Raw genomic sequence first — 11,577 nt, 5'->3', positions numbered from 1 at the left:
GCGCCGGCGGTAGTTTGGCGGTATGCCCAGCCCGACCGGTGACCACCGGACCCCCCTCGACCCGCGCTCCGCCTGCGACCCGCTGGCCGGCATCGAGGCCGTCAGCCAGGCCCTGCTCGCGATGAGCCGGCACCTGGAGGTCCGTGAGGTGCTGCGCCGCATCACCGCCTCCGCCCGCGACCTGCTCGGCGCCGAGTACGCGGCCCTCGGCGTGCCCGACGACCACGGCGGCTTCGCCCAGTTCGTGGTCGACGGCGTCACCGACGAGCAGTGGCGGGCCATCGGCCCGCTGCCCCGCCAGCACGGCGTGCTCGCCGAACTGCTGCACGAGACCGGCCCCACCCGCCTCACCGACGTCCGCAAGGCCCCCGCCTTCGAGGGCTGGCCCGAAGCCCACCCCGAGATGGACGCCTTCCTCGGCATGCCGATCCTCGACACCGAGGCCGGCGAGGACGAACCCCGGGTGACGGGCGTCATCTTCCTCGCCAACAAGCGCGGCGGCGGCCTGTTCACCGACCACGACGAGGAACTGCTGCGGATCCTCGCCGCCCACGCCTCCCTCGCCCTCACCAACGCCCGGCTGTACGAACGCAGCCGCGAACTCACCCTGGCCGGCGAGCGCGCCCGGATCGCCCACGACCTGCACGACGCCGTCTCGCAGAAGCTGTTCTCGCTGCGGCTGACCGCCAAGGCCGCCGCCAAGCTCGTCGACCGCGACCCGGCCCGGGCCCGCGCCGAACTCGAGGAGGTCGCCCGGCTCGCCGCCGAGGCCGCCGACGAACTGCGCGCCGTGGTGGTCGAACTGCGCCCCGCCGCCCTGGAGGAGGACGGGCTGAGCGCCACCCTCGCCTCCCAGGTGCAGGTCCTCGACCGCGCCCACACCGCCGACCTCGCCTTCGCCGCCGACGGCGTCCGCGCCCTGCCGCCCGCCCAGGAGGCCGCGCTGCTGCGGGTCGCCCAGGAGGCGCTGCACAACGCGCTGCGCCACTCCGGCGCCGGCCGGGTCACCGTCACCCTGGCCGGCACCCCCGCCCGCGGCGCCGTGCTGCGGGTGCGCGACGACGGCCGGGGCTTCGACCCCGAGTCCGTCCGCCGGGCCGGCCGCCACCTCGGCCTGGCGTCGATGCGCGACCGCGCGGCCGCCGTCGGCGGCACGCTCACCCTGGAGTCCGCCCCCGGCAAGGGGACGCTCGTCGAGATGGAGGTCCCCGGTGCCTGAGAGCACGCCGTCGATCCGCGTCCTGCTGGTCGACGACCACCAGGTGGTCCGCCGCGGGCTGCGCACATTCCTGGAGGTCCAGGACGACATCGAGGTGGTCGGGGAGGCCGCCGACGGGGCCGAGGGCGTCGAACGCGCCCGCGAACTCGACCCGGACGTCGTCCTGATGGACCTCAAGATGCCCGGCGTCGACGGCATCGAGGCGCTGCGCACCCTCAAGGACGGCGGCAGCCGGGCCCGGATCCTGATCGTCACCAGCTTCACCGAGCACCGCACCATGGTCCCCGCGCTGCGGGCCGGCGCCGCCGGGTACGTCTACAAGGACGTGGACCCGGAGGCGCTGGCCGGGGCGATCCGCTCGGTGCACGCCGGTCACGTGCTGCTCCAGCCCGAACTCGCCGAGGCGCTGCTCGCCGACGACGGCCCGCGCGCCCCGCAGGGCCGCGGCGGCACCCTCACCGAGCGCGAGCGCGAGGTGCTCGGCCACATCGCCGACGGCCGCTCCAACCGGGAGATCGCCCGCAGTCTGCACCTGTCGGAGAAGACGGTGAAGACCCACGTCTCCAACATCCTGATGAAGCTGGACCTCGCCGACCGCACCCAGGCCGCGCTGTGGGCCGTCCGCAACGGCGAGGCCCGGGCCTGAGGCCCCCGCCGGCGGTCGGCCCTCCGTCAGTGGTCCTCGCGCTCGTCCACCAGGGCGTTGTAGGCGGCGACCTGGGCCCGCCGCGCGGTACGCCGCAGCGGGGCCAGCACCGACTGCCGGGCGGCCATCTCGGAGGCGCTCACGGCCGCGCCGTGTCCGCCCGAGGCGATCGCCAGCAGGGCGGACACCTGGCGGGCCGACTCCAGCACCCGGACGGCGCGCGGCGGGTAGCCGGGGGCCAGCAGCTCGGCGTGGCCGCGCCGGCGGTACGCCTCCAGGGCGCGCAGCGCCTCCGGGCCCGCGCCCGCCACGTCCAGCCTGGTCAGCAGGACGGTCGCCTCGCGCAGCCCGTCCGTCAGCTCGCGCTCGGCCTCGTGCAGCGAGGGCACGTCGGCCGGCGGGGCGTCGCCGACCTCGGCGCAGCGCCACAGCACGGTCGCCGAGCGGTCGCCCTCCGGGCCGAACACCGTGATCTCCGGCACCAACCCGAGCGGTGCGCCCACCGCGAGCACGGCCTCGCCGGCCGCCATGGCGCGCTCGTTGAACGCCGCCGGGCCGGTCAGGCCCAGCGGGTGCCCGGCCGAGGGCAGCGCCAGCCGCAGGCCCGTCACGCCCAGCACCCGCAGCCGCCCCAACGCCCAGGTCAGCGCGTGCTGCTCGCCCGGCGCGTCCCCGGGCAGGTCGGCCACCCGGTGGCCCTCGTCGGCGCCGAGCACGGCCTCGGCGGCGTCGTCCGGTGCCACCAGGCCGCTCAGCAGAGCGTTGCCCCAGGCGGTCAGCCGCCCTGAACGGGGCTCTTCGTACGGATTGTCGGCAGGAGTCACGAGCATCCGGCCAGCCTACGGAATCGGCGGTCATCCGCGTGGCGTAGGTTTGCCCATGCGCGTGCGGCGCACCCATCCCGTGCCCACCGGCTGCCGGGGTCGGTCCGCCGCCCGCACCGACGGCCGACATTTGTGTATTTGGGGAAGGCGTGGGCATGAGCGACGTGCTGGAGCTGGTGGACGTATCCGTGGTCCGGGAGGGTCGCGCGCTGGTCGACCAGGTCTCGTGGTCCATCTCCGAGGGTGAGCGCTGGGTCATCCTGGGCCCGAACGGCGCCGGCAAGACCACCCTGCTGCAGATCGCCTCCTCGTACCTCTTCCCGACCTCGGGCAAGGTCTCGGTGCTGGGCGAGAAGCTGGGCGAGATCGACGTCTTCGAGCTGCGCTCCCGGATCGGCCTGGCCGGCGCCTCGATGTTCGACAAGCTGCCGGCCGAGCAGACCGTGCTGCAGACCGTGCTCACCGCGGCCTACGGCATGACGGTCAGCTGGCAGGAGTCCTACGAGCAGTCCGACGAGGGCCGCGCCCTCGCCCTGCTCGACCGGATGGGCATGGCCGCCCTGACCGGCCGCAAGTTCGGCACCCTCTCCGAGGGCGAGCGCAAGCGCACCCTGATCGCCCGCGCCCTGATGACCGACCCCGAGCTGCTGCTGCTCGACGAGCCGGCGGCCGGCCTGGACCTCGGCGGCCGGGAGGACCTGGTCCGCCGGCTCGGCGCGCTGGCCCAGGACGAGTTCGCGCCCGCCATGGCGATGGTCACCCACCACGTCGAGGAGATCGCCCCGGGCTTCACCCACGTGCTGATGATCCGTCAGGGCAAGGTGCTCACGGCCGGCCCGATCGACACCGAGCTGACCGCCCGCAACCTCTCCAAGTGCTTCGGCCTGCCGCTCACCCTGGAGCGCCACGGCGACCGCTGGTCGGCGCAGGGTCTGCCGCTGGGCTGACCCCGCGTCCGTCCGACTTCCGCGCGGGCCCTCGGAAACCGGTCGCACGGGCGACCGGTTTCCGCCCCTCGACCTGCGGGAACTGTCCGCCTCGAAGGCCCTTCGCTCCCTAGGATGGTCGTGTGGACAGCTGGATCTGGTGGCTCCTGGCCGCCGCAGCACTCGGCATACCGCTGGTGCTCACCGCGATGCCGGAGTTCGCCATGTTCGCGGTCGGCGCGCTCGCGGCCGCCGGGGCGGCCGGGCTGGGCGCGGGGGTGGTCCTCCAGACCGTGACCTTCCTGGTGGTCTCGGTCGCGCTGGTGGCCTTCGTCCGCCCGATCGCCTACCGGCAGCTGCAGAAGGGCCCGCAGGTCAAGATGGGCATCGAGGCGCTCCAGGGCGCCACCGCGGTCGTCGCGGAAACCGTCGACGGGGAGGGCGGTCGGATCAAGCTCAACGGTGAGATCTGGTCGGCCCGCGCGCTCCACCCGGACCAGGTCTACCAGCCCGGGCAGCAGGTCGACGTCGTCGAAATCCAGGGCGCGACCGCCCTGGTCGTCTAGGGGAGAGTCCGTGGAACCCGTCCTTATCGTTTTGGTCGTCCTGGTCGTGGTGGCCTTCATCGCGCTGATCAAGACGATCCAGGTCATCCCGCAGGCCAGCGCCGCGATCGTGGAGCGCTTCGGCCGCTACACCCGGACGCTCAACGCAGGGCTGAACATCGTCGTGCCGTTCATCGACCGGGTCCGCAACCGGATCGACCTGCGCGAGCAGGTCGTCCCGTTCCCGCCCCAGCCGGTGATCACCCAGGACAACCTGGTCGTCAACATCGACACCGTCATCTACTACCAGGTCACCGACCCCCGGGCCGCCACCTACGAGGTCGCCAGCTACATTCAGGCCATCGAGCAGCTGACCGTCACCACGCTGCGCAACATCATCGGCTCGATGGACCTGGAGTCCACCCTGACCTCGCGCGAGGTCATCAACGCCGGTCTGCGCGGCGTGCTGGACGAGGCCACCGGCAAGTGGGGCATCCGGGTCAACCGCGTCGAGCTCAAGGCGATCGAGCCGCCGACCTCCATCCAGGACTCGATGGAGAAGCAGATGCGCGCCGACCGTGACAAGCGCGCCGCGATCCTCACCGCCGAGGGCCAGCGCCAGGCGCAGATCCTCAAGGCCGAGGGTGAGAAGCAGGCGGACGTGCTCCGGGCCGAGGGTGAGGCGCAGGCCGCGGTGCTGCGCGCCGATGGTGAGGCGGCCGCGATCCGGACGGTCTTCGAGGCCATCCACGACGGCGACGCCGACCAGAAGCTGCTCGCCTACCAGTACCTGCAGACCCTGCCCGAGCTGGCCAAGGGCGACTCCAACAAGCTCTGGATCATCCCCAGCGAGGTCGGCGACGCGCTCAAGGGCCTCGGCGGTGCCTTCACCGGCCTGGCCGGCAACGGCGGCGGCGCCAACGGCGGCGCGGTGGCCGCACCGAGCGTCCCCCAGGCGCCCCCGGCGGCGACCCAGGTGCCGCTCGACCCGGCGGCCGGGCCGCGGCCGGTGGACGTCGAGAAGGGTGCCGCCCGGCCCCGGGTGGACCCGGCGCGGGAGTACCGCAAGATCGACCCGGAGTGATCGGACCGGAGTGATCGGACCGGAGTGATCGAGCCGGTCCTCCGGTCGGGGCCCGCTGCCTGCTGGTGGCGGGCCCCGCTGTTTCTCCGGTCCGCGCTCGTGTGCTGCCCGGGCGGTGTGGCGTACGTCCCGAATGGTGGTCGGGCCTGGTCGGGCGGGTGTGCCGTCCGGCATGATCCCCTCGGACAGGACCACGAGGAGGGGTGACCCATGACGCTCTGGGAGGCGATCGCCGTCCTGGTGGCCGGTGTCGGCGCCGGGATGATCAACGTGATCGTCGGCTCCGGCACCCTGATCACCTTCCCGGTCCTGCTCGCGGTCGGCATCCCGCCGGTGACCGCCAACGTCTCCAACTCCTTCGGCCTGGTGCCCGGTTCGCTCAGCGGCGTGTTCGGCTACCGCCGCGAACTGGCCGGCCAGGGCCGCCGGCTGCGCCGGATGGGCACCGCCTCGCTGCTCGGCGGGCTGCTCGGCGCGCTGCTGCTGACCAAACTGCCCAGCGGCGCCTTCGACGCGATCGTCCCGGCGCTGATCCTGCTCGCCCTCGTCCTGGTGGTGGTCCAGCCCAGGGTGGCCAAGGCCGTCGCGGCCCGCCGGCGCGCCGACGGCGATCCGGACGGCGGCCCGGCGCTGCTGGCCGGGGTGTTCCTCACCGGCATCTACGGCGGCTACTTCGGCGCCGCCCAGGGCGTCCTGCTGATGGCGCTGATGGGCATGCTGCTCCAGGAGGAGCTGCAGCGGATCAACGCGGTGAAGAACGCGCTGGCACTGATCGTCAACGGGGTCGCCGCCCTGTTCTTCCTGTTCACCGCGACGGTGAACTGGACGGCCGCCGGGCTGATCGCGGCGGGCTCGCTGGTCGGCGGCCTGATCGGCGCCAAGGTCGGCCGCCGCCTCCCGCCGGCCGCGCTGCGCGGGGTCATCGTGGTGGTCGGGCTCGCGGCCGTCACCAAGCTGCTGCTGAGCTGAGTTGACCGGGCCTCGGACGGCCGTGGGATCGTACGGCCGACCGAACCGTCGTACCTGAACCGGAGAGTGTGCCATGGCCCTGGAGATGCGCGAGATCTGCGAGCGCTGTGAGGTGTCGCTGACCGCCGACGGCCCCGCCTCGATATGTTCCTTCGAGTGCACCTTCTGCGCCGACTGCACCGAGGCCATGGCCGCCAACTGCCCCAACTGCGGCGGCGAACTGGTGGTCCGTCCGCGTCGGAAGGCCGCCTGACCGGCACCCCGCCCGACCGGCACCCCGCCGGCACGACCGACGACCCCCGGAGCGCACCGATGAGCAGCAGGGCCCGACTGAGCGAGGACGAGATCGTGGCGGCCCTGGCGGCCGTACCGCTGTGGCGCCGGGACGGCGACAGCATCGTCCGCAGCGCCGACGCCCCCGACTTCCCGGCCGCGGTCCGGGTGGTCGTCGCCGTCGCCGAGCAGGCCGAGGCGCTCGACCACCACCCCGACATCGACATCCGCTGGCGCACCCTGCGCTTCGTGCTGTCCACGCACAGCGCCGGCGGCCTCACCGGCCTGGACTTCACCCTCGCCGCCCGGATCGACGAGGCCCTGCGCGCGGAGTCCGCGGCCTGAGAGCCCACTCCGCCTTGCTCCGTCCTGTCCGGTCTTGCGCCGCGCCGTCCTGGGCCGAGGGCCCGGGCGGCCGGCCGGGGCGGGCGTGAGATGCTGACTGCCGCAATCGGCAGGCAGCGGGGGCAGGGAGGGACGGAACGGTGGCGCAGGAGCCCTTCGGAGACCCCCACGCCCAGCAGCAGCCGTGGTACCCCCAGGGCCCGCAGCAGGACTGGCCGGGGTACCACGACCCGCAGCAGCAGGCGCAGTGGCAGCAGCCGGAGCCGCACGGGCAGTGGCCGCAGGCGCCGCACCACGAGCAGCAGGGCGGTCAGTGGCAGCCCGCGTACGGCCAGCAGGGCGGCTACGGCCAGACCGGCTACGTCGAGGGCGGGTACGCCCAGGGGCAGCCCTACCAGCCGTACCAGCAGTCGCAGCCGGGCTATCCGGAGCACTCGGAGTACCCCGAGCACCCGGAGTACTCCGAGTACTCCGGGTTCCCCGGCCACGGGCAGCAGCAGCCGTACGCCGCCGAGCCGCAGGACCGGCCGGTGGCGGACGGGCTGTACGTCCCGGCGGGGGCGGAGTACTCGGCCGACGGGTACGTGCGGTTGGAGGAATCCCCGGAGCCCCCGGCGGAGCCGGCGGCCGCCGTGGGGGAGACCGGTGACCAGGCCGCCGCGCTTGCGGTGCCTGCCGAGCCCGCCGAGCCCGCTGCGCGCTCGCGCGCGGGCCGGCGCGGTGACGGCGGTTCCGCCTCTCCCGCCGCCTCCTCGCTCGTGGACAAGGTCCGGTCGGCCGTGCTGACCGGGGAGCACGTGCCCAGCCGCCGGGCCCTGCTGGTGCGGGCCGGCGCCGGGGTGGCCGCGCTCGGCGTGCTGATAACCGCCGCGCTGACGGTCGGCGCCGAGGGCGGTGGCAGCGCGGCCGCGAGCAGCGGAGGCGAGCCGGGGTTCGCGGTGGCGCACACCAAGGCCTGGTCCGCGCAGCCCGTCGCCGCCGCGCAGCCCGCGGGCGACGACACGCTGGTCGGCAGCTGGCTGCTGGCCGACGCGGTGGTCCGCGCCGACGGCTCCGGCGTGCACGCCTACGACCGGACGGCGGGCAAGCCGACCTGGTCGGTCGAGCCCCCGGCGGCCGGGGCCGTCCCGTGCGGACTGTCGGCGGGTGTGAACCAGGCCGGGCTGGGCGCCGCCCTGTTCCGGCCGCAGGCCGACCCGAAGAGCCCCTGCACGCTGGTCGCCGCCGTGGACACCAAGACCGGCAAGACCGCCTGGACCAAGACCCTCTCGGACGCCAAGGGTGCCTACTCGGCGCGGATCGGCGTCACCGAGGACATGGTGATCGCGGTGGGTGACGACCGGGCGGTGGCCTGGGCGTCGGGCGACGGGAAGGACGTCTGGCAGTACACCGGCCAGGGCAAGTTCTGCACCCTGTCCGGCGGCGTCACCGGCAAGACCGTGCTGGTCGCCTCCACCTGCGCCGACTCCACGCCAGCCGACCAGGCCGTCTCGCTGAACGCGGCGGACGGCAAGGTCGGCTGGTGGCGGGGCCTGAACAACCAGCCGAAGACCGTCACCGTGCTCTCCGCCGAACCCGCCGTGGTGCTCACCACCGGTGCGAAGCCCGAGGACGACCGGGTGTTCGCCTGGGGCTCGGCCGGCGACCCGGCCGCCGAGATCCCGGTGGTCACCGACGGCGGCCGGCTGGCCGTCACCCATGGGACGTTTTCGGCCACCCCCGAGGTCTTCTTCGAGGGCCGCACGATGGTGGCCGCGATGACCCCGGCGAACCCGGGCGGGCCGGTGTCCGCCGTCGGCTACGACCTGGACACCGGCAAGCAGCGCTGGAAGGCGCCGACCACCGCCAAGGGCACCGCCCGGGCCGTCGGCATCGACGGCGGCTCGCTGGTGCTGGCCGCCGACGAGCGCCGCGACCAGCCCGCCCGCCTCGGCCGCTTCCCGCTGGCGGGCGGCCAGGAGGCGGTCGGCGGCAACTTCCCGTCCGGCACCGGCTCGCTGCTGCTCTCCGGGCGGGTGCTGATCGGCGGCGGGCAGGTGGTCGTGGTGCCCGAGCACGCGGCCAACTACGGAACGGCCTCGGGCTTCCAGGCGAAGGGCTGAGCCCCCCGGGGCCCGGCCGTGTGGGTGGCCGGGCCGTGTGGGTGCCCGGGCCGTGTGGTTGGCCGGGCCGTCGCTAGGCCGCCGTGACCGGTTGCCCCGGTACGGCCGGCAGCCAGTCGGCGAGCTCCCGGGCCTCCGAGCCGCGCAGACCGAGCGCCAGCATCAGGGTGGCCTGCGGCGTCGGGACGAACGGGCGCCGGAGCAGCTTCATCCCGGCCTGCTCGGGTGTCCGATCGGCCTTGCGCTGGTTGTCCTCGGCGCACGCGGCCACGGTGTTCAGCCAACTGTCCTCGCCGCCGCGCGACTTGGGGTGGAGGTGGTCCACCGTGGTGGCCCGGTGCCCGCAGTACGCGCACAGGTGCTGGTCCCTGGCCAGGACTCCCCGCCGCGACCACGGGGCCTGTTGTCGGAACGGCACCCTCACGTACCTCTGCAGTCTGATCACCCGGGGCACCGGAACGATCACGCCCGTACCCCGGATCGAGCGCAACGGATGCGCCTGCTCCACCACCGCCTTGTCCTGGAGCACCAGGACGACGGCGCGCTGGAGCGACACCGTCGTCAGGGGCTCGTAGCTCGCGTTCAGAACCAGCGTGTTGCGCACTGGGCACACCCTTCCCACGGGCGTGCCACGGCGGCACGACCGTCTCCACACACGTCACTGCCGCCGCGCGGCGGTGAAACCACTCTGAATGGGCCCACAGCCGACTAACAACGGAATTTCCGGTATCGGGGAGGAACCCGGGGGAGGGACCCCGGCCGAATCGGGGAGGGACCCCGGCCGACCGGCCCGGTGCCTCGGGGGAAACTCGCTGGCCGGAACCGCGTAGGCTCTATCAGGCTGGAGTCGTACCGACCCGGAGCCCGACCGAACCGAACCGGGCCGACAACGGGCGGACGCCCGATCGAAGGAGAAGCGTGACCGTGACGGACATCGTCGACGAGCTGCGGTGGCGTGGGCTGATCGCCCTGTCCACCGACGAGGACGCACTGCGCAAGGCGTTCGCGGACGGCCCGGTCACGTTCTATTGCGGCTTCGACCCGACGGCCCCCAGCCTGCACCTCGGCAACCTCGTGCAGATCCTCACCATGCGCCGCATCCAGCAGGCGGGGAACCTCCCGCTCGGCCTGGTCGGTGGCGCCACCGGCCTGATCGGCGACCCGAAGCCCACCGCCGAGCGCGTGCTCAACGACCCCGAGACGGTGGCCGGCTGGGTCGAGCGCCTGCGCGGCCAGATCTCGCGCTTCCTCGACTTCGAGGGCCCGTACGCGGCGCGCATGGTCAACAACCTGGACTGGACCTCCGGGATGTCGGCGATCAGCCTGCTGCGCGACGTCGGCAAGTACTTCCGGGTCAACAACATGATCGCCAAGGAGGCCGTCGCCCGACGGCTCAACTCCGACGCGGGCATCAGCTACACCGAGTTCAGCTACCAGATCCTCCAGGGCATGGACTTCCTGGAGCTGAACCGCCGCTACGGCTGCACCCTGCAGACCGGCGGCAGCGACCAGTGGGGCAACCTGACCGCCGGCACGGACCTGATCCGCAAGGCCGAAGGCAACTCCGTGCACGCGCTGGCCACGCCGCTGATCGTCAAGGCCGACGGCACCAAGTTCGGCAAGACCGAGTCCGGCACGGTCTGGCTCGACCCCGAGCTGACCACCCCGTACGCCTTCTACCAGTTCTGGCTGAACGCGGACGACCGGGACGTCTCCAACTTCCTGCGGATCTTCAGCTTCCGCTCGAAGGAGGAGATCGAGGAGCTGGAGCGCGAGACCTCCGAGCGCCCCGCCGCCCGTCTCGCCCAGCGCGCTCTCGCCGAGGAGCTCACCACGCTGGTGCACGGCGCCGAGCAGTACCAGCGCGCGGTCGCCGCGTCCAAGGCCCTGTTCGGGCAGGGCGACCTGGCTGACCTGGAGGCCCCGACCCTGGCCGCGGCCCTCGCCGAGGTCCCGAAGGCCGAGGTCACCGAACTCCAGCCGATCGTCGACCTGTTGGTCGCCGTCGGCCTGGCGCCGAGCCGCTCGGCCGCCCGCCGTACGGTCAAGGAGGGCGGTGCCTACCTCAACAACGTCAAGGTGACGGACGAGGAGGCGGTGCCGACCGAGGCCGACCTGCTGCACGGGCGCTGGCTCGTGCTGCGCCGTGGCAAGCGGAACCTGGCGGCGGCGGAGCTGGTGCCGGCGTCGGCGGCGGCTGGTTCGGCTGGTTCGGCCGAGTGAGCGAATGACTGAAAACCGACGCCGCTGAGCTGCGGCTTCGATGATCGAGGGCGGGATCCAGCCGGATCCCGCCCTCGACGTTTGACGATGCCCTCCAGGTGGCCTAGTGTTGAACGAGTCGCTGGAGCGGCCACCCCACTCAGCAAGACCCACTCTCACACTTCGAAGCCCATTCAGTTGGGTTCGTCGGCGTATCCGTCGACAGGGTGTGAGCGTGAATTTCGAGTCACTCTTGAAATGCGCTAAAGTGGTGGTCGTCGCGAAAAGCGGCCCGACCAGTTCGGAAAATCGGATGAATGAAACTCCGGAAAACGGAGCGGAAAGCGTCTGGTAAGCTGGAAACACGAAAGAACGAAGCGCCCGGAGGGCCCGCTGGAAGGCGGTCCGAAGGAAGCGTCCGTTCCTTGAGAACTCAACAGCG

The 11,577-nt window shown here is 73.0% G+C and carries 12 protein-coding genes; 10 read left to right on the top strand and 2 right to left on the bottom strand.

Going from position 1 to position 11,577, the window contains the following annotated elements:
* Window positions 1–22 precede the first annotated feature (22 nt).
* Both ACIQWA_RS37135 and ACIQWA_RS37130 read left to right on the top strand, forming a co-directional pair.
* Window positions 23–1,219, top strand: a complete 1,197-nt coding sequence (locus ACIQWA_RS37135; protein ID WP_402490601.1) for a GAF domain-containing sensor histidine kinase — start codon at window positions 23–25, stop codon at window positions 1,217–1,219.
* Window positions 1,212–1,865 carry a response regulator transcription factor gene (locus ACIQWA_RS37130; RefSeq protein ID WP_360241205.1) on the top strand — a complete coding sequence of 218 codons (654 nt, stop codon included), beginning with the start codon at window positions 1,212–1,214 and terminating at the stop codon, window positions 1,863–1,865. Before ACIQWA_RS37135 ends, ACIQWA_RS37130 begins: the two co-directional genes overlap by 8 nt.
* 26 nt (window positions 1,866–1,891) lie before the next feature.
* Here the strand turns inward: ACIQWA_RS37130 and ACIQWA_RS37125 are convergent, their stop codons facing one another.
* Window positions 1,892–2,695 (bottom strand): hypothetical protein, encoded by an 804-nt coding sequence (locus ACIQWA_RS37125; protein WP_402490598.1) that lies wholly within the window; start codon window positions 2,693–2,695, stop codon window positions 1,892–1,894.
* Between the two features lie 149 nt (window positions 2,696–2,844).
* Here ACIQWA_RS37125 and ACIQWA_RS37120 point away from each other — a divergent pair, with 149 nt between their 5' ends.
* From ACIQWA_RS37120 to ACIQWA_RS37090, 7 genes are all read left to right on the top strand, one after another.
* Complete coding sequence (locus ACIQWA_RS37120; protein WP_402490595.1) at window positions 2,845–3,636, top strand: ABC transporter ATP-binding protein; 792 nt, start codon at window positions 2,845–2,847, stop codon at window positions 3,634–3,636.
* 122 nt (window positions 3,637–3,758) lie between these two features.
* Complete coding sequence (locus ACIQWA_RS37115; RefSeq protein ID WP_402490593.1) at window positions 3,759–4,181, top strand: NfeD family protein; 423 nt, start codon at window positions 3,759–3,761, stop codon at window positions 4,179–4,181.
* A gap of 10 nt (window positions 4,182–4,191) precedes the next feature.
* A complete protein-coding gene (locus tag ACIQWA_RS37110; protein ID WP_402490590.1) occupies window positions 4,192–5,244 on the top strand; it encodes an SPFH domain-containing protein in 1,053 nt (350 codons plus the stop codon).
* Between the two features lie 210 nt (window positions 5,245–5,454).
* Window positions 5,455–6,213: a sulfite exporter TauE/SafE family protein gene (locus tag ACIQWA_RS37105; RefSeq protein ID WP_402490587.1), complete on the top strand. Its 759-nt coding sequence runs from the start codon at window positions 5,455–5,457 to the stop codon at window positions 6,211–6,213.
* 73 nt (window positions 6,214–6,286) lie between these two features.
* On the top strand, window positions 6,287–6,466 hold the full coding sequence (locus tag ACIQWA_RS37100) for a DUF1272 domain-containing protein (RefSeq protein ID WP_360241223.1): 180 nt from the start codon (window positions 6,287–6,289) through the stop codon (window positions 6,464–6,466).
* 59 nt (window positions 6,467–6,525) lie between these two features.
* Window positions 6,526–6,831 carry a 4a-hydroxytetrahydrobiopterin dehydratase gene (locus ACIQWA_RS37095; RefSeq protein WP_402490584.1) on the top strand — a complete coding sequence of 102 codons (306 nt, stop codon included), beginning with the start codon at window positions 6,526–6,528 and terminating at the stop codon, window positions 6,829–6,831.
* A gap of 140 nt (window positions 6,832–6,971) precedes the next feature.
* On the top strand, window positions 6,972–8,933 hold the full coding sequence (locus ACIQWA_RS37090) for a PQQ-binding-like beta-propeller repeat protein (protein ID WP_402490581.1): 1,962 nt from the start codon (window positions 6,972–6,974) through the stop codon (window positions 8,931–8,933).
* Between the two features lie 73 nt (window positions 8,934–9,006).
* Here the strand turns inward: ACIQWA_RS37090 and ACIQWA_RS37085 are convergent, their stop codons facing one another.
* The gene (locus tag ACIQWA_RS37085; protein WP_360241232.1) at window positions 9,007–9,537 is read right to left on the bottom strand and encodes an HNH endonuclease; all 531 of its coding nucleotides are present in this window, start codon (window positions 9,535–9,537) and stop codon (window positions 9,007–9,009) included.
* A 320-nt stretch (window positions 9,538–9,857) separates the two neighbouring features.
* Here ACIQWA_RS37085 and tyrS point away from each other — a divergent pair, with 320 nt between their 5' ends.
* Window positions 9,858–11,156, top strand: a complete 1,299-nt coding sequence (gene tyrS, locus ACIQWA_RS37080; protein ID WP_402490712.1) for a tyrosine--tRNA ligase — start codon at window positions 9,858–9,860, stop codon at window positions 11,154–11,156.
* Window positions 11,157–11,577: the final 421 nt, after the last annotated feature.

The organism is Kitasatospora sp. NPDC098652 (assembly GCF_044760155.1).
Taxonomy (GTDB): Bacteria; Actinomycetota; Actinomycetes; order Streptomycetales; family Streptomycetaceae; genus Kitasatospora.
The sequence above is the reverse complement of the archived record's forward strand: the minus strand, read 5'-3'. Positions and strand labels throughout refer to the sequence as shown.

Bases quoted from the DNA above. Each gene is read 5' to 3' on its own strand.
- ACIQWA_RS37120 (WP_402490595.1), top strand. From the start codon at position 2,845: ATGAGCGACGTGCTGGAGCTGGTGGACGTATCCGTGGTCCGGGAGGGT.
- ACIQWA_RS37105 (WP_402490587.1), top strand. From the start codon at position 5,455: ATGACGCTCTGGGAGGCGATCGCCGTCCTGGTGGCCGGTGTCGGCGCC.
- ACIQWA_RS37125 (WP_402490598.1), bottom strand. From the start codon at position 2,695: ATGCTCGTGACTCCTGCCGACAATCCGTACGAAGAGCCCCGTTCAGGG.
- ACIQWA_RS37100 (WP_360241223.1), top strand. From the start codon at position 6,287: ATGGCCCTGGAGATGCGCGAGATCTGCGAGCGCTGTGAGGTGTCGCTG.
- ACIQWA_RS37135 (WP_402490601.1), top strand. From the start codon at position 23: ATGCCCAGCCCGACCGGTGACCACCGGACCCCCCTCGACCCGCGCTCC.
- ACIQWA_RS37095 (WP_402490584.1), top strand. From the start codon at position 6,526: ATGAGCAGCAGGGCCCGACTGAGCGAGGACGAGATCGTGGCGGCCCTG.